The organism is Haloarcula sp. H-hyl2, assembly GCF_056934385.1.
This window is the reverse complement of the sequence record NZ_JBRIIJ010000007.1, coordinates 42,635-62,749: the sequence shown is the minus strand read 5'-3', so window position 1 is coordinate 62,749 and position 20,115 is coordinate 42,635. Positions and strand designations below refer to the sequence as shown.

The 20,115-nt window shown below is 62.8% G+C and carries 14 protein-coding genes and 1 pseudogene; 1 reads left to right on the top strand and 14 read right to left on the bottom strand.

Going from position 1 to position 20,115, the window contains the following annotated elements; translation table 11 throughout:
• Positions 1–93 precede the first annotated feature (93 nt).
• The 9 genes from Hhyl2_RS21695 to Hhyl2_RS21655 all read right to left on the bottom strand — a co-directional run bounded on the left by Hhyl2_RS21695 (position 94) and on the right by Hhyl2_RS21655 (position 10,192).
• On the bottom strand, positions 94–2,274 hold the full coding sequence (locus Hhyl2_RS21695; RefSeq protein ID WP_483552869.1) for a heavy metal translocating P-type ATPase: 2,181 nt from the start codon (positions 2,272–2,274) through the stop codon (positions 94–96).
• A 45-nt stretch (positions 2,275–2,319) separates the two neighbouring features.
• On the bottom strand, positions 2,320–2,748 hold the full coding sequence (locus tag Hhyl2_RS21690) for a universal stress protein (protein WP_483552868.1): 429 nt from the start codon (positions 2,746–2,748) through the stop codon (positions 2,320–2,322).
• Positions 2,749–2,803: 55 nt separating this feature from the next.
• On the bottom strand, positions 2,804–3,610 hold the full coding sequence (locus Hhyl2_RS21685) for a CPBP family intramembrane glutamic endopeptidase (protein ID WP_483552867.1): 807 nt from the start codon (positions 3,608–3,610) through the stop codon (positions 2,804–2,806).
• 56 nt (positions 3,611–3,666) lie between these two features.
• Positions 3,667–4,548, bottom strand: a complete 882-nt coding sequence (locus tag Hhyl2_RS21680) for a CPBP family intramembrane glutamic endopeptidase (protein WP_483552866.1) — start codon at positions 4,546–4,548, stop codon at positions 3,667–3,669.
• Between the two features lie 57 nt (positions 4,549–4,605).
• On the bottom strand, positions 4,606–6,561 hold the full coding sequence (locus Hhyl2_RS21675; RefSeq protein ID WP_483552865.1) for a serine hydrolase: 1,956 nt from the start codon (positions 6,559–6,561) through the stop codon (positions 4,606–4,608).
• Between the two features lie 105 nt (positions 6,562–6,666).
• The gene (locus Hhyl2_RS21670; protein WP_483552864.1) at positions 6,667–7,323 is read right to left on the bottom strand and encodes a DUF998 domain-containing protein; all 657 of its coding nucleotides are present in this window, start codon (positions 7,321–7,323) and stop codon (positions 6,667–6,669) included.
• Between the two features lie 115 nt (positions 7,324–7,438).
• Positions 7,439–8,404 carry an alpha/beta fold hydrolase gene (locus Hhyl2_RS21665; protein WP_483552863.1) on the bottom strand — a complete coding sequence of 322 codons (966 nt, stop codon included), beginning with the start codon at positions 8,402–8,404 and terminating at the stop codon, positions 7,439–7,441.
• A complete protein-coding gene (locus Hhyl2_RS21660) occupies positions 8,401–9,420 on the bottom strand; it encodes a lysostaphin resistance A-like protein (protein WP_483552862.1) in 1,020 nt (339 codons plus the stop codon). The genes Hhyl2_RS21665 and Hhyl2_RS21660 overlap by 4 nt, the downstream gene beginning before the upstream one ends.
• 79 nt (positions 9,421–9,499) lie before the next feature.
• Positions 9,500–10,192, bottom strand: coding sequence for a lysostaphin resistance A-like protein (locus Hhyl2_RS21655; protein ID WP_483552861.1), 693 nt, complete (start codon positions 10,190–10,192; stop codon positions 9,500–9,502).
• A gap of 136 nt (positions 10,193–10,328) precedes the next feature.
• On the opposite strand from Hhyl2_RS21655, the gene Hhyl2_RS21650 reads away from it, so the two are divergent.
• On the top strand, positions 10,329–10,934 hold the full coding sequence (locus Hhyl2_RS21650) for a PH domain-containing protein (protein WP_483552860.1): 606 nt from the start codon (positions 10,329–10,331) through the stop codon (positions 10,932–10,934).
• Between the two features lie 133 nt (positions 10,935–11,067).
• On the opposite strand, the gene pglZ is transcribed toward Hhyl2_RS21650, so the two are convergent.
• The 5 genes and pseudogenes from pglZ to Hhyl2_RS21625 form a co-directional block, all read right to left on the bottom strand.
• Positions 11,068–13,257, bottom strand: coding sequence for a BREX-5 system phosphatase PglZ (pglZ, locus tag Hhyl2_RS21645; protein WP_483552859.1), 2,190 nt, complete (start codon positions 13,255–13,257; stop codon positions 11,068–11,070).
• A gap of 332 nt (positions 13,258–13,589) precedes the next feature.
• Positions 13,590–13,862, bottom strand: a pseudogene (locus tag Hhyl2_RS21640) (hypothetical protein); the annotation flags it as partial.
• A 246-nt stretch (positions 13,863–14,108) separates the two neighbouring features.
• Positions 14,109–18,296 carry a BREX-5 system adenine-specific DNA-methyltransferase PglX gene (gene pglX, locus Hhyl2_RS21635; protein WP_483552858.1) on the bottom strand — a complete coding sequence of 1,396 codons (4,188 nt, stop codon included), beginning with the start codon at positions 18,294–18,296 and terminating at the stop codon, positions 14,109–14,111.
• Between the two features lie 103 nt (positions 18,297–18,399).
• Positions 18,400–18,966, bottom strand: coding sequence for a hypothetical protein (locus tag Hhyl2_RS21630; RefSeq protein WP_483552857.1), 567 nt, complete (start codon positions 18,964–18,966; stop codon positions 18,400–18,402).
• A gap of 63 nt (positions 18,967–19,029) precedes the next feature.
• Complete coding sequence (locus Hhyl2_RS21625; protein ID WP_483552856.1) at positions 19,030–20,073, bottom strand: hypothetical protein; 1,044 nt, start codon at positions 20,071–20,073, stop codon at positions 19,030–19,032.
• Positions 20,074–20,115 lie beyond the last annotated feature (42 nt).

Here is a 20,115-nt window from a genome sequence, read left to right as displayed (position 1 = left end):
GAGCCGTCTGTACTATCAGTCGGAGCGACTTGGGAGTCAGTGTACGTCCAAAACGAGAGGGAAGCGCACAGCCATCGCAGGGGCAGCGGTGTCTCACCTGTGGTACCCGAGCAACCGGAGACCGTTCAGCGAGACCAGGACCGTCGATCCCTCGTGACCGACCACCGCGAGCGGCAGCGGGATCCCCCTGAGGAGGATCGTGCCGACCATGAGCCCGATCGCGCCGAAGGCGATCGCGAGATTGACGAGGAGCGTCCGGCGGGTCTTTTGCCCGAGTCCGAGGACATAGGGGATCTTGCTGAGGTCGTCGCCCATCAACACGACGTCGGCGGTTTCGAGTGCCACGTCGGTCCCCGCACCACCCATCGCGACACCGAGACTCGCCGTGGCGAGCGCCGGAGCGTCGTTGACACCGTCGCCGACCATCGCCACGTTCTCGTAGCGGTCGACGAGGTCCTCGATGGTGGTCACCTTCTCCTCGGGGAGCAGTTCGGCCTGGACCTCGTCGATGCCGACCTCGTCGGCGATTCGCTGTGCGACGCGCTCGTTGTCGCCCGTGAGCATCACGATATGTTCGACCCCCAGCGAGCGGATGTCGGCGATCATCTCGGCCGCGCCGGGACGGACCGTGTCGGTGAACGCGAGCCATCCCAGGACAGTAACGCCGCCGTCGTGTTCCCGAGCGACCAGCACGCTCGTCTTGCCCTCCGACTCCAGGGTCCGGAGTCGCTCGACCCCGGTCTCGAACCCGTCGATCTGTTCGTTCGCGAGCACGGTCCGGAAGTAGCTCCGGTTCCCGATGTGGATGGTCGCCCCCTCGACGTCCGCGCGGACCCCCTTTCCGGCGACCGACTGAAACCGCTGAGCGCTGGGTACCGTCAGCGAGCGTTCGTCTGCGGCCGTGACGGTCGCCCGGGCGAGATGATGCTCCGAGCGAGCCTGGACCGCGGCCGCAATAGCGAGCAATTCGTCGTCGGTCGGTGCATCGTCGCCCGCGCCCTCGCGCACGAACACGTCGGTCAACTGCGTGTCCCCCTGCGTGAGCGTTCCGGTCTTGTCGAAGGCGACGGCGTCGATGTTGGCCGCCGTCTCGACGTGTTCGCCGCCCTTGAACAGGACTCCCTGCCGTCCGCCGGAGGCGATCGCCGAGAGGACAGCCGCAGGCGTCGAGATGATGACCGCACACGGCGAGGCCGCGACCATGAGCGTCATCGCTCGGTAGAACGTGCTGGTGAACTCACTGCCGAGCGCGAGCGGAATCCCGATCGCTGCGATCGTGAGTGCGAACACCCCGAGCACGTAGGGCTGTTCGAGGCGGTCGATGAGTCGCTGGGTCGGGGCTTTCTCGCTCTGGGCGCGTTCGACCATGTGGATGAGGCGGCTGATCGCCGACTCGTGGGCCTGCCGCGTGACCTCGATTTCGAGGCTCCCGCTCTCGTTGATCGTGCCGCCGAACACCTCGTCACCGGGCTCTTTGGGCACGGGCACTGACTCGCCGGTGAGCGAGGCTTGATCGACCGTTCCCTCGCCGGACGAAACGACGCCATCGAGCGGAATCTTGTCGCCTGGGCGGACGACGAACACGTCGCCGACCGCGACCTCGTCGATCGGGACGGTGACCTCCGCGCCGTCACGCAGGACCTGTGCCTCGTCGGGCCGCATCTCGACGAGGGACTTGATCGCACGACGGGACCGACCGATAGCGTAGTGCTGGAGCGTGTTCGACAGCGAGAACAGAAAGAGGAGCATCGCACCCTCGAACGGCGCGCCGATCGACAACGCCCCGAGTGCGGCGACGATCATCAGCAGATCGATGTCGACGGCGCGGTGGCGGAGGGTCTCGATGGCGCCTTTCAGGCCGTACCAACCACCGAAGACGTACGCGACGCCGTAGCCGGTCCACAGCAGTGACTGTGGACCGTCGAGCCACCCTGTCGCCAAGCCAGTCACCATGCCGAGGAGCGTCAGACCGACGAACATCGCCTCCCGCCTGAGTTCCGAGCGGGTGCTCACGCCGTCGGTCGCCGACTCGGTCTCCGCCTGCAGTGAGACGTTCCGGCCACGGACCGCCTGTCTAATCGTTGCCTCGGAGGTGACACCCTCGTCGTAGGCGACCCAAACGCTCCCGGTTCGGAACGAGACGTCGACCTCGTGAACCCCAGGCGTGTTCTGCAACCGTCGTTCGAGTGCGCGCGCTCCCGCCTCGCCACGGCCACCTCGTCGTTCGATCTGGATCGTACACGTCGAGCGCTGGGCTGGTTCAGTCGCTGCCACGGCTCCCCTGCCTCCGGGTCGAGTCGCTAGTGTCTGCCGGGGACATCATGCGATGACTGCCACCGGAATCTGTGCGCGGCGGGTGACCCGCTCGGCGACGCTCCCGAGGAGTGCCCGGTCGAGCCCCGACCGGCCGTGGCTGCCGACGACGATCTGGTCGACGGCGTTGTCGTCGGCATAGTCCAGAATCGCCGTCGCTGGCCGCCCGATTTCGGTGACGGTCTCGAGGTCGGTGTCGTGTTCTGCTGCGAGAGCCGTCGCCGTCGCGTGAATCGAGTTCGCTCGGTCCTGAGCGGTGTCGTACCACTCTTCGGCCACCGGGAGGCCCCCGGCCTCCACGTCGATGATCGAGTCGACTGGGTCGATGACGTAGATCGACGTGATGGCCGCGTCCGGAAAGGTCTCGAGCGCGTATCTGAGCGCGCGCTCGGAGAGGGGGGAGCCGTCGACGGCGACGAGCACGTTGTCTGGCATACGACTGCTTTCGACGATGACGGAAATGAACGTGGCGGTCAGCGGGACCGCTCGGTCAGCGCAGCGCGACCTGAACGAGCGAAAGCACGATGAGTGGCACGTGGAACGAGGCGTGCGCTACCATCGCGGCTTCGAGACTGCGTCGCCAGTAGAGCCAGCCGAACAGAACCCCGGCGACCGCGTTGAGCAGCACCGTCCGAACGATCAGGGCTGGAGTGAGTGTGACGGCCTGCGCGAGCGCCGGAAGGTGACCCAGGCCGAACAGCACGGCGGATACGACGATCGCAGCCCAGACGACGGCGGGTCCAGGGCCATCTGCGCGGCGCCCGGTGACGCGCCAGCCGACGAACACGAGGACCGACATGAGCCCGAACCGCAACATGAGTTCCTCGGTGATCCCGCCGTAGAGAAACCGAACGGGCGCGTACCCCAGAACGGTCAGTATCGTCGGTCTCGTCGCGCCGATCACCGACTGTGGGAGGTCCTGAGCGACGAACGGCAGCAGCACCGCGTCGAGAAGGACGATCAGGATACCTCCGGCGATACCCACCCCGACCGCCAGTCCGGCGTCGGCACGGAGGTGTGTCCAGCGACTCTCGTCGGAGCCACCGCCCTCGATGACGTACGAGCGCAGCCCGACGCGGGGCGCGGCGTACGCGCCGAGCAGACAGGCGATGGCCAGGAGGAGCAGGGGGTTGACAGCCGAGAGGACAGCGAGAAGCGGCCGCGACAGCCCGGGTGGAATGGCGGTCGGCGGCGTCGTGAAGTAGATGTACCCGACGAGCGCCACGATTCCGGGGAGGCCCAGCAGCAGGGCGATACCGAACCGACGGCCGAACGAGGCCCGCTCCGCAGTCGACATTGGTTGGTCGTCTCCCGGCGTCGAGAAAGGAGTTGTGGCACTGTCGTCGGTCCCCGTCATTGGACCTCCGACCTGGGACTGGCAGTCGGCGCCGTTGTCCCGGAGTCGGCCTCGTACCCGAACTGACCCCGGGTGCCGACGAACAGCACGGCGACGACCGCCCAGATAGCGACCGTCGTGACGACGAGGATCGTCGTTGAATCGCCGGCACTGATGACGTCGAGCGGGAGCGGGACGAGCGTGCTGTTTGCCGTGTTGAACCCAGTATGTGCCAGGATAGCGAGCAGGACGCTGCCGGTCTCGTTGTAGATCCACGTCAGGACGAACGCGACGCCGACGATGTTCAGGAGTCGAACCCCGATGGAGGGCGCGAGGGCGGCGAGATCAGCGAGACCGTGGAACGGCGTGGGACCGGTCGCCAGCAACGGGAGGTGCCAGAGCGCCCAGACCACGCCGAGAACGAGGGTCGCCGGCACCGGGGCGTATCGCTCCTGGAGTTTCGGCAGCGCCAACCCTCGCCAGCCCGGTTCCTCGTTGCCGCCGCCGACGAGCGCGATGCTGACGAAGGACACGAGGACGAGCGAGATCCGGCCGGGAAGGAGTCCAGGGTCGACGGCCATACCGACGAGTACGAGCCCCACGCTCGTCAGTACGACGAGCAAGAGCGGGGTAGTGAGTGCGGCCACGTACCACCGCGGTGCGACGCGCCAGTCGACGATTTGGCCTGCCCATGCACGGACCGAATCGCTCCCCACCCACACGACGAGGAGGGCGGCGAGTGCTGGGCCATAGCCGCCGACGATGAACCCGAGGGTGGCGACTGGTTCGGCCAGTCCGAGAACTGGACCGAGCCAGGCCACCCAGGAGAGAGCGTAAGCGAGCACGAAGAACGCCGCAACCGGATGGGCGTCGACGATCCCGCGAAGCTGCTGGTTCATGGTTCGATACTCCGACGGTCGGTCGGTGGGTCTGGAATCATGGTTCTGGAGTGGATGCTACAGGGGCAGGATTCGGAGCAGGGATAGTTGCCAGGCGAACAGGAGAGCGAGCGCCGTCACTAGCGCGTAGTGCAGTCGGGCCCAGCGCCCCCAATAACCGTCGCGCCATGCGACCCCGGTCGCGACGACGGCACCGACGGTCCCCCCGAGCGCGACGTACCGGAGGATCTTGCCGGCCTGGAGTGCCAGCGACGGTGAGGCAGCCTCCGCGTTGAAGTTGATCCAGGCCAGCAGGAAGATCACCAGCACTGCCAGCCACAGCAGGCTCACCGTTCCCAGGAGCCAGCGAGCGGCCCGTTCGCGCGCTGTCGGCGCTGCCCGGCCGCGCCATCGGCGCCACACCGGGGCACCGAGCGAGAGCCCGATCACGGAAAGGAACGCCAGGACACCCGCGCCGAGGATCCCCTGGAGAACAGCCAGGCTCTCGTACCACGGGACGCGTTCGTACGTGGCCGGCCCGAAGGCGTGTCGGAACACGTGTGTCGCGTCACCGGTCTCGTCGAAGCGGAAGACCAGCAGATCACTCCCGCCCACTTCCTCGTAGACCCCGGGGCGTCGTTCGACCCAGGTCTGTGTCTCCGCGCCGAGTCGGTCGGTCGTCAGATACCCCTCGTCGGTTGCTCGGACGGTGTACGTTCGCGTCATCACGCCGAGGACGCGCTCCCAGGACGACTCGGAGACCGTCAGCGAGCGGTAGTCACCCGTCAGTTCCCGGGCTCGCTCGGCGGCCCCGGCTGGCGGTTCGACGACCGGCGTCTCCGAGTCCGGGTAGTACCGATCCGTGAAGGCGTCGAGGAGTTCGAACCGCGCACGGCCCCCGCCCGGACTGTTGTAGACGACGAACAGCCCCGTGTCACGTTCGGGGTAGAGAGCGAGCAGGCTCGTGAACCGTGGCGTGTCGCCCCAGTGGCCGACGATCCGCTCGTCGTTGCGGTCCATCTCGATGAAGCCGTAGGCCATCCCGTTCAACTCCGGTACCGTCTCGGATTTCGTGAACTGGCGAGCGTGCATCTCACGGACGGTCTGCGCTTCGAGGATGCGTTCCGAGCCGTACGTCCCCTCGTTCAGGTGTGCGAGCATGAACCGGCTCATGTCCGTCGCGGTCGTGCGAAGGGAGCCCCCTTCCGGCGGGAGCGTCCAGATCACGGGGTCGTGTGACTGGTACGCGCCGTTCTGGTAGGTGTAGCCGAGAGCGCGGCGTGATTCCAGACCGGCTGGGAGCGGCTGGGCGTAGGTCGTATCGTCCATCGCTAGCGGCGTGAAGATGCGGTCGTCGACGTGCTCGGTGAACGGCGTGTCGTACTGTTCAGCCACCACGTGTCCAGCCAGGGCCGTCCCGTAGTTCGAGTAGGCAACGAACTCGCCAGGGGGCCTGACACGGGCCGGCTGGTGGGCGGCGAGCGTTTCTTCCATCGGCCGTATATCGTCGGGATCGTCGGCGACCATTCCCGCGAAGCTGTCCTCGAACCCCGCCGAGTGGGTCCCGAGATGATTCAGCGTGATGGGCTCGGGGTACGTGTTCGGGACCGAGACCGCCGAGTCGGTGAGATAGTCGGTGACATCACGGTCACGGTCGAGTCGCCCCGCCTCGAAGCCCTGCATCACGGCCGTCCAGGTCACGAGTTTGCCGGTCGAACCGACGCTCCAGACGGTCTCGTCGGCGTCGACGGGGCGCTGCGATTCGAGGTCCGCGTATCCGTAGCCCTTCGCGAGAACCACCTCGCCGTCGCTGACGACGACGACAGCCGCACCGGGGACGTTGTGTGTTTCGAGCTGTTGGGCCATCGTCTCGTCGAGCCAGGCCTCGGTCGCAGTCCGATCATGTAGGTCTGCCTGGACAGGGATTGGCTCGGTGGAGGTGTCGGTAGGGGGTGCTGTCGCTCCGATCGGTGCGCTCACGAGCGCGACGATCAGGGCGAGCACGACGGTGGAATGGATGTATCGGTGTTGCACGGTATCTCGGTGGGCAGTGGTCAGTCGGCGGGCGATACAGGGACCAGGCGAGTACAGGCCGCGTAGCACCGACATCGCGGCGGCGGGAGGGCCTGGAGACGGGCCTCAGGCTGGCTGTCGGACGTCGCTCGGACGGTCACCCTTCCCGAGCAGGTAGCCGCCGAAGGCGATCAGCCAGAGCATCACGGGGTAGACGATCATCCGCTCGGTGCCGCCGTGACCGATCGGGCCGAAGGCAGCGGCGTTGCCCGCGTCACCGAGTGCCATCAAGACGACGAAGACGAGGCCGAGTCCACCGGCGAGGACGGACAGGGCTCGCATTCCGCCACCGAGTCGGGTCCCGCTCCCGATGGCCTGCACGTTGAAGAACACGAACGCGAGCAACGCTGCGAGACCGTGGAGGCCGCCAGTGTCGAGCGGGAACAGTCCAGTACCGATGGCGCCGATGCCTGCTATCGAGAAGACCGCCAGCAACCAGCGCTTTCCGTGGATCCGGTAGAAGAAGTACCCACCGGCGAGGTTCAGGAGGCCGACGACGACCAGGGAGACGTTGAACAGCAGCGCCGTCTCGGGGAACACCCCGAGGTCACTGATGGCGCCCCCGCGGAAGTCGTAGCCGGGAACCATCGCCGCTGCGAGCATGATGACGGTCATGAACTGTGCAGCGAGCGCGAAGAAGCAGACACCCGCCAGTGTCCGGGGCGCGAACGTCACTCCCCGAATCGAGAATGCCGTATCCGCGGTGGATTCGAGTTGACTCATCTGTCTTTCACCGCGTTACTGTTCTCTAGATAACAGTATAAATCGAGCGGGTGGTTCTCGTTCGACGAGAATGAAATCCGGATATTCGGGCCGTATGGATGGGTGAGTGTGCCAATTAGCTATACCGCTCTACGAACGTCGAGACCGTCCGTCGGATCTCGTCACCGTGCCCGAACACGAGATGTCCGCCGGTCTCGTACTGCAGGAACTCGACGTTCGGAAGCCGTCGTACCATCCGCCTGGCGGCCTCGAACGAGGCCAGTGGATCGTCTTCCGCGTGGACGACGAGCGTGGGGACGTCCAGTGTTTCCAGCGGGTACTCGTCGGAGCGCTCGATCATCGCTCTGTTCGTCACGGACTCGTCGGCGAGGATGCCGGGAACACGGGGTTCGACAGGGAGGATCGTCTCGAGCAGTTCCGCGACGCGCCGCCGTGCCACAGGCGAGGCTGTGCGGTATTCGCCGCGGTCGATTCCGAACAGCCTGTGCAGAACCCACGGCACGTAGGTCACGAGGGCCCAGAACACTGGATCTCGCAGCATCGCGTGCGGCGGTCCCGTCGGGCCCCCGACAGGGTGGTCGCTCGGTGCGGCGGAGCCGATCAGTACCAGGCCGTGAGTCCTGTCGGGATAGTCGAGCGCGAACCTGATCGCTGCCGGACCGCCTGCCGACGTCCCGACGACGACAGCCGCCTCGATAGCGAGTTCGTCCAGCAGATCGACATATGCCTGTGCCTGGGCCTCTGGTGTTGGCTCCGCCGGTCGTTCCGATCCCAGATACCCGAAGCGAGAGACGCCGAGGATTGTCGTGTCGGCATCGAGGAGGTGGGCTCCCGTCTGGAGGGCCTGATCGAAGCCTCCGACGATCCCGTGTGCGACCAGTACCGGAACGCCCCTGCCCACAGTCTGATACTGAATCCGCCCGACTGACGTCTCGGCGACAGACGTGGGGGCATGCTCGATGGCGGCGTAGGCTGCCTCCATGTCCGATTGGTAGCGTCGATTCAGTCGCAGTCCAGCCACGACCGGGACGGCGATACCGCCAGCGGTTGCAGCCTCACGCAGCAGTCGGCTGGACCTCATCGTGAGATCTCCGCGCCGAGACGCTCGACCTGGGTGATCGCCGACGCGACACGCAGATCGCCCTCACGCCACCTGACCCACAGGGCGACGAGTCCGAGCCCGAGACCGGCCGCTACCAGGCCGATGACGCCGGCTTCCGGGCCGAAGCTCCCGCCAGTGAGCACCACTGGACCGGCCTGTTCGGTGGCGACGAGCGCGACACCGCCGTTCGTTCCGCTGACCGGGAACCCGTAGACCGGCCCCTGGAAGAAGTTCCACGTGATGTGGATGCCGATTGGAATCGCGAGTTCGCCGGTGAGGACGTAGCCGCCCGCCAGCATGAGTGCAGCGACGACGATGCCGGCCGTGCTCGCCAGCGTCGCGTTCGGATTCCCGGCGTGGGCGACGCCGAAAAAGAGCGAGGTCACGAGCACTGCGATGGCGACCGCACCAGTCCGCCCGACGCGCTCGAACCACGTGAATCCCTCCGCCAGGTTCGTGATCAGGTAGCCGCGAAAGAGGAGTTCCTCGTAGATACCCACGGCGACGAACGAGACGAGTCCCCAGAGGAACCACGGCCAGAACGGGGAGCCACTGCGGGAGACGAAAAAGAGGTCCCGAACAGTGATCCACCCGACAGCCAGCTCGAACAGGAAGACAGCCGTCATCAGGATGGCGCCGAGTGCGAGTCCGAAGCCGAGGTCCACCCACCACCCTCGGTCGACGTGGAAGCCGAAATCCCGAAACGCTCGCCGGTCGAGGAACCGCCCGGCGACGTAGACGCTCCCGATCATCACCACGAGCTGTGAGATCAGGAAGACGACGTTGAGAACGGCGTTCAACGCCCTGTCGGCAGACAACCCGGGCGTGACGACCACGAGCAGGGGCTGGACCGACGGGCTCCGAATCCACACGATGACGAGTTGTGCGACCAGTCCGAGGACGACGAGCACCACCAACCACACGAACAATCGCCAGGGGAGCCTGAGACGGTCCGTGTCGTCGTTCCAGAGCAGGCGAGTGAGGGACGCGTTCATCGGGAATCGACGATATGTTCGTAGGGCGTGGTGAAATATCGTGTGGGTTTTCTCACACTTTGGGGAGACGAACAGTCGGTCACAGGACCGCGGGCAAGACCATGATCATGAGGACGTTGATGACGCCGTGTGTGAGCATGCAGGCTACGACATTACGAGACCACACGTAGACGCCCACGAGGACGAGTGTGAACACCGCCTGTGGGATCGCACCGACCAGTCCCCAGGCCGGAAAGTGGACAGCGAGGAAGACAGTCCCGCTGACCGCAGCGCCGATCCAGATACGTCCGGTCACCTCGCTCAGGCGCTCGATGGGGTAGCCCCGCCAGAGGATCTCCTCGGCGACGACGGCCGTCCCGACGATCACCAACTGGACGGGTATCGAGAGTTGGCTCAGAGCCGAGAGCGTCTCCGGTTGTTCCAGTTGCAGGGCGACGACGGCTACCCCGGTCACGAACAGACCGAGGACGACCGCGAGCAGCCCCGCACCGACCCCGACTACCGTCTCCCTGCGAGTGGGGGTCTGCAACCCGATCGAACGCAGCGGTCGTCGTTCGCCGTACCGGACGATCAGGAACACCAGGCCGACGAGGAGCCAACTCGACAGCGAGTTCGCCAGGAAGGACCGTGTCGCGGTCGCGTCTACCCAGTGTAGCAGATCGATCCACCCGAGCAGTGTGGCCCCGAACAACGAGACGAGCAGCCCCACGATGACGGGGACAGAGACGTCCCGCCGCGAGTCCTGCGGGTTGTCAGTGGTCGTCGAGGGCATACCTGGAAAATGATCACGAGATCACATATATGGGTCGGGCTGTAGTCACGCACCGAGAACGCCGACAGCGATGTGGATTCTCACCTGCCGAGAGTGTTAGTCAATTTTCATTACCTCTGCGGTCCTCTCACTACGTATGCGACCGCACAACGAGTGGTTCAAACCCGAACAGTTGCGCCGCTACTACTTCACCTACGAGGCGATCACGGTCGTGATCGTTCTCGCGGTCGTCGGAATCCTGGCCGCCACAGGCATCCTGACGGCGATGAACCCGTTGGTTCCGCTGATCGGCGGCGCGGTCGTCCTGGCCGTCTTTGGCTATCTGACGTGGTGGATTCCAGCGTTCTACCGGACCGCTGGCTACCGCTTCACCGACGACGAGGTCGAGTACCGCCGCGGCGTCTTCTTCCAGCAGAAGACGACTGTCCCCTACAACCGTATCACGAACGTGGGCATCTCGCAGGGGCCCATCGAGCGCCTCGTAAACGCCGGCGCCGTCGGCATCCATACCGCTGGGTACGGTGGCCAGATGGGTGCGGAACTGACCATCGGTGGCGTCAGTGACTTCGAGGACATCCAGGAACAGATCCTGGGACGAGTCAGAGAGCGGCCGCCGAAGGCGACCGAGGGAGAGGATATCGCGGAACCGGTCGTCGTTCCGGACGACGACGCGGAGTCCAGCGAGATGCTCGGCGAACTGCGACGGATCCGCGAACTGCTAGAACAGGGTCGGACAGTCTAGCCTCGTCGAACGCTACGTTTCACGACCAAAGGCAGATCGCGGTTCCGGGACCAGATACGATCAGGGTCGTCCAGACGCGGATGCGCTGGTGATCACACCGTGGACAGGTCGACTCCGTCCAACGAGGTTGGTATCAGCCCTGCGTGATGCTGATGAACTCCAGCACGAACTCCTGTGGGAGGAGGCCACCGTGATAGAACCGCGCGTCACCGACGCCCTGTTTGCTGAATCGCTTGAGTGGGCTGGCGAAGATACTCACCGTGGCATCGAGATACCCGAGCCGCGCACTCGAGTCGAGAAGGACGCCCGGTGAGGCATCGTCGACCTCCTCGCCGGCGATCCAGCGACGGGCAGCGTCGCTCGCTTCTGCCGGTCGGGATATCTTTTCGGTACTCGCGCTGGGGGGCAACAGGACGAACCCGTGATCTGTCAGGACGTAGGCCTGATCCCACTCGCCCTGTTCGAGTTTGTCGCCGATGAACTCGGCGAGCGTCTCGACGCGCTGGTCGAGTTTCGATTCGAGTTGGCTGAGTTCCGTTTCGCCCATATCGTCGATGTCGTTCTTGAAGTAGGCAACACGCGTCGACTGCCAGCCATCCTCTTCGTCACGTGTTACCGTCCAGCCGTCGCCGTCGAGCAGGCTATTTCGGCGGTTCGTCGTGACGTGTGTTCCGTTACGACGAGGTTGCAGGTCGCCGTCGACGAGCGAGATATCGAACATCTGGACCTCGCCGGGCGTGAGGGCAGCTTTCCCGAACTCCGTCTCGGAGGGGAGCGCCCCCACCCAGACGCTCTCTTCGACACTGAACTCGGGCGCCTCCGCAGGCAGCATTCCGACGTGTTCACGCAACTCGTCCGCGAGCTGTCGAGCGAGGTCGAGACGGAGGGCATCGATAACGAACAGTGCGACGGTCTGTCCGCTCTCCAGCCCGGCAGACTCCTTGCTGAAGAACTGGTACGCGTGGTCGTTGTCCACGAACGGAGCACCCGCTTCGACGGCCTCTGTGACGAGATCGCCTAGATCTTCGAGATACTGCAGGTACTCCGACTCCAGATGCGAGCGCAGCGAAGCGAGCGACTCTGTCGCTGGATGGTCGCTCGGAAGATCGGTTTCGGGTTCGCCGGAGACGACGAGATTGAGCACAGCGTTGTCGATCTGCCACGTGCCGTCGTCTGTATCGGCATACAGTGACACGACATCGTCGGTGTTGCCCTCGTCCCACGTGTCGAGGCGGTGAGCGAGCCGGGCGACCTCGGCTGCCTGCTCCCACGTCTTCGTCCACGCGTTGTCCCGGCCATACGCTCCCCTGTACGTCCCGTGGTACCCCTCGCTTCCCCGAAGTGCCTCGAAGCGAGTACGGGCGCGGTCGAGACACACCTCGTAGTTCCCGGCTTCGAACGAGTCGTGCCACTCGTCCCAGAGCCGGTGTTCCAGCGCCCCGTCGACGAGACAGTCCGCGAGTTCCCACGGGTCGGCCACGTCGCTGACGACTCCAGGCCAGCCCTCCGATCCGAGATATCTGTCGGCAATCCGGCCGGCGGTCGCGGTGTTGTTCAACACGGACTTGAGTTTCGGCAGGTCGTGTGCCCCGGCGGTCTCGGCCCGGTACTCCGGCGGGAATTGGGCAGCATCCACGCCGGCGTGAATCAGCCACTCGGCGACGGCCCACCGACGCGTGACCGTCACGATTCCGTTCGGTTCTGACTCGTCTGCGACGGCATCGATCCCCTCGTCCGTCAGCAACGTCTTTATCTCGTCGACCTTGCTCCGGTCGATGTCCGCCCAGCCGTTCTCCAGGAGGAACGCCACGGGGTCGGTGTGTCCGCCGGTCACGATCCGTGTACGGAGTTGTTCGAGTGTCAGGCGACGCGTTCCGGTGAGTCCGTCGCGGAGAATCCGCGCGACCTCACGGCGGCGTTCGGGGTCGTCCGCCGCTGTGACGTTCTTGAGTTCCCACGCCTGCAGTGTCTCGCCGCCGAACACCTCGACAGTGAGGTCTTCGATGCTCTTCTCTACTTCACCGCCGGTGTGTTCGATATCCCGAAACCAGTCGAACTCGCCCGCGACGTCGTCCGGCGCTTTCGCGTGTGGGACGTACCAGACCTGCTTGCCCTCTCGGGGGGCGTCCCGGAGTTCTAACGGTGTGCTCTCGGCGATCTTCGGCGCAGGGAGGCCGAGGTCCGCACACGCCTGCTCGATGATGTCTTCGAGGTAATTGCCGTCGTCCCACCAGAGAACAATCGGGGAGTCAGATTCGGCCCTGTCGAACTCGCGCTGGATGACGTCTTTCGCGGCGTCGGGGAGGGGTTTGCTAGCTTGCATGAATATATCGAAGCGTGGAACTGTGGCTGTCAAACAACTCTGGGGCATAGATTGTAATAGCTTCGTCAGCTACCTGTTGATACGGTGACATTTGATGCCCCAACCGTCGAAGAGGTTGCCGAGGCCACCGGGCAGGACTTCGAACAGGTGGCCAGAGACTTCTACGCCGCCGCGAAAGCGACTGACGTGGCTGCCGACGACACGGACGGGGCATCGCCTGCCGACGATTGACACCGTATTGGCCTTGTTGAACGTGACCTCTTTGATGGTGGCGTGGTCAGGAACCTGGCGGTGGTGACTTCTCCCACTTCAGCAACTACTGTGAAGTCGTGGGCTTTCTCCTCGGTTTTGTGTAACTCGCTGAACACCGGCCACTTCCGCTTCCATTCGGGGAGTTTGTTGTTCTGGTCGTACTCACTCGGCTTATCGTCCTCTGGGCTGTTCTCGTAGTCCCAGCGGACGTGGTTGTGAACCGCCTCGGGGTCAAGCCCCGAGGCACTCGGCCTGTTCCGCCTGTAGAGTTGGCGATGGACGTCGAGGTGGTCTTCCAGTCCGTCCGCTACCTCTTCGGTGGGGTAGGCTTGGTAGCGGTGACTGTGTTCCATCGCTGTCTCTTGATTATCGATGTGTTCAATTAATGGTTTGTTTCCCTGCGTGTCGGCTTCATCCCCGAGGTCAAGCCTCGGAGTATTCGCCTTGTCCGCTGATAAACATGGGCTTACGTCATGTTGTATAATCATAACAAAGGTGATCTGTAGAGTGGTGAGAAGTTATATAGCTGACTTCCACCGGAACCACTTCAGAGAATTCGAATCCGATCTCAACGACTGGTGTCGGCGGACGCTCCAAAACTAGAGTACTGTATCCTCGACGATCTCGGGGACGACACGGTGCTCGGCGAGTGGGGTGATATTGATCGCAACCCCGTGTTTGTGGGTGGGCTGGTAGCCGGCGGTCGTGATCTCCGAGAGCGCCCGGTCCGCCCAATTGCTGGGGATATCTGTCGCGATTTCGTCACAGTCGTCGGAGATATCGGTGGCCAATTGCGTGTACTCGTCGACGTTGGCGGCGAGTTCCGAGAGCAGTCGTTGTCGTTCGGAGACGCCAGCATCGCCGATCTGTGTCTGGCCGGCGTCCTCGAACTGGTCGAAGTAGTACGTCATGAACAGAATACCGTTGCTCGCGTAGTGAGACGAGCCGACGAGATCGTCGTAGTACTCGAAGAGGTCGTAGAGATGCGCCTCGACCGGTTCGGAACCATCCGCGGCGTATGCCTCGAAGGCAGTCTGCAGGTCCGCGAGCGCGTCGATCCACTCGCCCTTGTTCTCCTGTACAGTCTCGTAGAACGAGGGACTGAACAGGGACTCCATATCCACGTCCTCCAGATTGGCGAGTGTGTCGAGCGTCTCCAGCCGTGATGCTGTCCGCTCACGGAACTCCGCCACGCGGTCGGCTGCCTCGGCGGCGCGTTCCCGCCGCTGTTCGGGCCACTCGCGGGGGGTGGTCTCGGCGAGTTCGCCAAGCTGTTCTTCAGCCACGCTGAGCTGTTCGAGCCCGCTCTCGCACCGTTCGTACGCCGCCGTAGCCTCGGCCCGCTCCGAGGGAGAGAGCGAGTCATCGGTACGACGGCTGTTTGCCGCGGCCCGTCGTTCACGGAGAGAGGTCCGTCGCGGTTCGAGATACTGGTTCTGCAGGCGGTCGAAGAAGCTTGCGTCGAGCTGGTGGTAGTCGACGAGACAGCCGAATCCTTCGCCGGCTGGGTCAGAGACGAGCCGTTCGGTCGAGAACCGCCAGAGGATCGGCGTCCGGTCGAACGTCGAGACGTGATACTCGAACAGATCGTCTTCGAGCCACGCGCGGAGGTTCGGGTACGCCTCTTCGCTCGCGCTCTGGGTTCCAAGTATCTCGTCGACTTCCGCCAGCCGGTCGGTTGCGTGCTCGCCCCAGACCCGCTGGAATTCCGCCTCGATGTGGGTCAGGAGGTCGTCCTTGCCCTCGATGTCGGCGAGCGGGATGATGCCGTCGTCGGCCTCGTGGATCGCTCGGAGCGTGAAGTGGAGTACGAGATCCTTGACCTGTTCCGGGAAGTCCTCCGAGGGTTCTGTGACGGCTGCAGGATCGTACTCCGTCTGCTCGCGTGGATCCTCGATCGTTCGGAGAGCAATCTCCTGCAGTACCGTTTCGCGCTGTGCAGCGGAGATACCGAAGCAGTCGAACACGGCATCGTCGATGTCGTCCGCGCATGACTGGAGGTTTTGCTCGACGCGCTCAAGATGCTTTGCAGCCTCCGTCCCGAGTTCTTTAAGTGAATCAGATGGTTCTCCCGCTTCTGAAGGGGTCGTCAGTTCAAGTTCCTCCCGGAGTTCTCGGTGAGGATGGACATACTGCGGGAGAGGATCATCATCACCCAAAGCATCCAGTAGAACTGGGCCATTATAGTGAGGAGAAATAAAGTCGTACTGACGCTTCGAAATGAGGTGGCCTACGGCTTCTTTGGAGAGTGTTTCGAGGGCATCTATTCCTTCCAGTTCTTCACGCCAAGGCGTCTTGGACACCTGCCCGGCTTCCCACATTCGCTCGGCAGTCTGTGCGAGCATTAAATAGGTGAATAATCGGCTATTGGTGTACGATAGTGAGGCCCATTTTTCTCTCTTTGGAAACACTACAGGGCCCTTGTCTCCAAATATCGATCCAGAATGGAAATAACCGAAACGTCTCCCAGAACGCTTTACCCGATTAAACGTTATCCCCTCCTGTAGATAGAAATCCATATTACGGGGATAGGAACCTGCATATCGACGTACCTCCTTTCCGTCGTTTGACCAGTTAACAACTGCTTTAACTCTCGGAAGTAACCAAGAGTCCTGACCACCTTTTGCCAGCGGAAGCCATCCTTCTTCCTCCCGCTCCCAAAATGCACGCGTGAAACGGCTGTCGTCACCGGTCTGTAACCCAATTTTTATCGATCCCAGGCTTTGCCTGTCTAAGCCTGCATTCTCTGAATCGAGGACTGTTTCGGATTCGTATAGCTGCCGAAGTTCTTTTGGTACCCAGTAGGAGAGCGGCGTTCCGGGAATCATCTCGAACTCCGCCAAGTCCCGCAAATATAGCCGCTTCACATCGGTGCTTTGCTTGAATGCAGCATCAAGGAAGGCTGACTCTTTCTCTCCCTTCTCTACGTCTGGGAGGCGAATGAACGTCCCCGTCTGCCCACTTTCACTTTCTGACCGCACGACAGTTCCAACAGTTCCGACCGTTGCGTTATCGAGGATGTCATAACCGAACTCAGAAAAGAAGTCGAACGCACCCCGGCTTCCAACGAAGTCCTCACGAAAAGATTGGAAGGACTTGTTGAACATAAATGAATGCGGCACAAGCATCCCAATACGACCATCAACTTGAGCGAGACGGTCACACGCTTCGAAGAAGTTGATATAATATTCTGTCGTGTACTCGTAGTTCTCTTCTACGTACTCTTGAACAGCGTCAGGCATCCGACCACGGGCCCCATACGGCGGGTTCATCAGCGCGACGTCGTACTCCTGGCTCAGTACCACCAACAGATTCAGGAAGCTCTTGAGGTTCTGTTCGCCAAACGAATCCGACGAGCGTTCGTCAACTGCCTCTCGAAGTGCCTTCAGGAACGAATTCAGCGACTGATGCGTCCCGTCACCCCAGTCCGAGAGACCCGTCTGCCCACTCTCGAACACGTCCGCGAGCGTCCCGCTCACGTCAAGCAGACTCCCGAGGGCCTCGGTATGCTGGAAGGTGTCGATAATCTCACGCAGCGCATCGCGTAGATCAGTCCCTTCGCCGGTGATCTCGTCCAGCACTTCGGCGCCCTCCTCGACCTCCGCTACGCGGGCGTCCGCACAGACGATATCGACGTTGGGCATCTCGAACGTGCCGTCTTCCTTCTCTGTACGCATCCGAGCCTTCAGATACAGATTGAAGGCCGCGAGCTGACACGAGCGCAGGTCGATGTCGACGCCGTAGAGGTTGTGCTCCAGCACCTTCGCCGGAATCTCGGCGCGGCCGAGATCGGTTTCAGCCCACCAGATGCGTTCCAGTACGTCGAACGCATAGAGCAGGAAATGCCCGCTCCCGCAGGCCGGATCGATAACTCGCAGTTCCGAAGGGTGGTCGAACGCCGGCGCATCCCCGGCCTCCTCGTCCGGGATGAGGTACGTACAGAGTTCGGGAACGGTGGCGCTGTGCTCGGGCGTGACCACGCGTTCCTTGCGCTCCGCGGGACTGCGGGCCTCCGGCGCCGGTATTGCAGATTCCTGTCCGGTTGCTTCGAGATAGAGCTTTCCGAGCGAGTTGTCGGTGAGCATCCGCACGACCCAGTGAGGGGTGTAGAACTGGTTCGCCGGCCCCACGTCCGCCGGTTCGAGCGCGTTCTTCGCGTCGAGTGCCTCGACAACAGGACGGTTGTAGTACTCGTAGACCCAGCCAAGGACGTCGTCGGCGCGCCAGACCTCGTCGGGCACCTCGTCGAGCATCCCACAGAGGTCCTCGTAGGTGTCGTCGTCGGGGTCGATGAGGCTGTAGGCCGTCGAGCGGTCGAAGAGGATCTCGATCTCCTCGGCGAGGTCGTCACAGGCGTTCCGGTAGGCTTCGAGGACGGCCTCTTCTTCGAGCATGAACTCCTCCGTGACCAATCGGTCAGCCGCCGGCGTGAGTCCGTCCTCGCGGAAGACCGTCACCTCGTCGTCGACGAAATCCCGGACTTCCATACAGCGGAGCGCGGCCAGCCGATTGACGATGGTGTACCCCACACCGGTGATGAACTGTTCGTACCCCTCCTCCCAGTCGTTCCCGTCGACGACTTCGAGTTCGATGGCTTCGACGAGTGCCGCTTTCTCGTCGCCGAGGGACGCGTCCTCGTGCGGACGGACTTCGAGGTCGTGTGCTTCCAGTTGATAGCGAACGTTCGCCTCACACCGCTCGCGCATTTCGGTGACGATAGCTTCGAGATGCTCGCGTTCGTCCGTGTCGAGCTGGGCCGTCCGTGGGGCAGCAGCATTCCCGTCCATATGAGAGTCAGCGATGTTTCGTTGCGTCCCACCGAGATGTCTTGAAGATTTTCACCTCTCTGACGGATGCCCGAGTTGCCGGCGGACGGGGTGCCGAACGAAGTTACGATTCGTCTCGGTTCTTTCCGACCTCCCGCACCATCTGTCCGACGCCGGAACCGAGTGCGAACCTGGCGTCGTCCGCCGCGTCGAGGAGGTGCTCGCGTCGCTTTCCGGTGTATTCGGTAGCCATCTCCTCCAGTTCGACGAGTACCGCCTCGATCGTCTCCTGGTCTTCGAGTGCGTCGTACGTCCGAAAGACATCCTGTAATCCCTGCTGGGCAGACTGTCTGACCCGGCCGTCCTCGTCAGTCATCGCTTCGAGGAAGAACCCACAGAGTGTGTCGGTCTGATCGTGGATTTCCGTCCCGACGTCGCTCGCTGACTGCTCGTCCAGGAAATTGACTGCGGCTGCCAGTCCGGGTGCGAGTCGGTCCGCGAGGCGGACACACGATTGCCGGACGTAGCCGTCGTCGCTCTCTACATACAGTGCGGCCAGCCCGTCGAAGCAGTTGTCGAACGCGTCGACCCGATCGCCGATATCCATCGCCTCGACCTCGTCGATGACACTGTTGACCCGGTCGGAATCGCCAGAGCGAATCTCAGGGTCGAATTCGTCCCATCGGTGCATACGTGAGGTGTGAGCCGCGACCCCCATAGTTGACGGGTTCGTACAGATGACCGCGATGAAATTTCAGTCTTCGTCACCACTGAGAATCCGTCGCGCTGCTTTGGCGACAGCACTGACATCGAACTCCTGATCCGGTTTGCAGGTGATTCGAACACCACTGCGACCGCTTCCCCGCATATCCGCTTCGATTGCGACGACATCCGGCGAGACACCGAGCACAGTGGCGATACTCTCGCCATTCAGCCCATCTGGATCGACATCGTACAGGTCGACGTGGAAGAGCGTTCGCTTCGTCCGAATCGCGATCCGGCGTTTGCGGCCCTGCTTGAACGAGACGTAGTGTTTCTGGCCCCAGTCGGGCCCATCGAGAAACTCCAGTTCCTGTAGTGCCGACGTAACCTCCTCCAGCAGTTCAGCAGTATCCTCGTCGGATCTTTCGTTGAGATGCCAGCTCTGTCCGTCTTCCTTCCACGGCTCTTCTGACGTATCGGGACTCACGTCGGTTACTGTGTGTTCTGGCGTCGGAATCGTCTGTTCGGCATCGAGATAGAGGCGGTCGTCGTCCTCAAGTAGCTGAAATTCGATGACGGTGATGTCGATCGTTCTGTCACTGAGCCACCGAAGAACGATATCAAGCCGTTCCCGCACGGACTCACCAACGAAGACGATTCGCTGGTCCTGGTTCAGGGTGTAATCCTCGTTGCAAAAGTCATCAAGGACTTCGGTGAACGTCGTTTCGCCCGCATACATCTCGTTGCCCCATCTGGTAGATTTGAACTTCTCGAACTGCTCTTTAAGTCGTGCGTAGTCCCAGTGCGAAGAGTACGCAGCGTACTTCAACCCCTGAAAGTCGACTTCCGGTTTGAGGGCACCCCGTTTGAGTTCGATAGCAACGACGTTTCCATCCCTGTCGATCGCTAGCAGATCGATAGCATCTCCGATATGCTTGACTGACACTTCTCTTCCGAGCAACAGGAAATCCTCCCCGAGGATGCTCTCTGGACTATTGATGATCCATTCTCGGAGGTCGTCTTCACGAAACCCCTTCTCTTGGAGTGATACCGGTGTGAGCCTGGAAATATCTTCTTTTGCCCCGACTCTGAGCATGAGTATCGAATCACTATCTGCGAGGTGACAAATTGTTTGGGG

Excerpts from the sequence above, each read along its gene's own strand:
- Hhyl2_RS21690 (WP_483552868.1), bottom strand. The coding sequence starts at position 2,748 with ATGCCAGACAACGTGCTCGTCGCCGTCGACGGCTCCCCCCTCTCCGAG.
- Hhyl2_RS21685 (WP_483552867.1), bottom strand. The coding sequence starts at position 3,610 with ATGTCGACTGCGGAGCGGGCCTCGTTCGGCCGTCGGTTCGGTATCGCC.
- Hhyl2_RS21680 (WP_483552866.1), bottom strand. The coding sequence starts at position 4,548 with ATGAACCAGCAGCTTCGCGGGATCGTCGACGCCCATCCGGTTGCGGCG.
- Hhyl2_RS21670 (WP_483552864.1), bottom strand. The coding sequence starts at position 7,323 with ATGAGTCAACTCGAATCCACCGCGGATACGGCATTCTCGATTCGGGGA.
- Hhyl2_RS21665 (WP_483552863.1), bottom strand. The coding sequence starts at position 8,404 with ATGAGGTCCAGCCGACTGCTGCGTGAGGCTGCAACCGCTGGCGGTATC.
- Hhyl2_RS21660 (WP_483552862.1), bottom strand. The coding sequence starts at position 9,420 with ATGAACGCGTCCCTCACTCGCCTGCTCTGGAACGACGACACGGACCGT.
- Hhyl2_RS21655 (WP_483552861.1), bottom strand. The coding sequence starts at position 10,192 with ATGCCCTCGACGACCACTGACAACCCGCAGGACTCGCGGCGGGACGTC.
- Hhyl2_RS21650 (WP_483552860.1), top strand. The coding sequence starts at position 10,329 with ATGCGACCGCACAACGAGTGGTTCAAACCCGAACAGTTGCGCCGCTAC.
- pglZ (WP_483552859.1), bottom strand. The coding sequence starts at position 13,257 with ATGCAAGCTAGCAAACCCCTCCCCGACGCCGCGAAAGACGTCATCCAG.
- pglX (WP_483552858.1), bottom strand. The coding sequence starts at position 18,296 with ATGGACGGGAATGCTGCTGCCCCACGGACGGCCCAGCTCGACACGGAC.
- Hhyl2_RS21630 (WP_483552857.1), bottom strand. The coding sequence starts at position 18,966 with ATGCACCGATGGGACGAATTCGACCCTGAGATTCGCTCTGGCGATTCC.
- Hhyl2_RS21625 (WP_483552856.1), bottom strand. The coding sequence starts at position 20,073 with ATGCTCAGAGTCGGGGCAAAAGAAGATATTTCCAGGCTCACACCGGTA.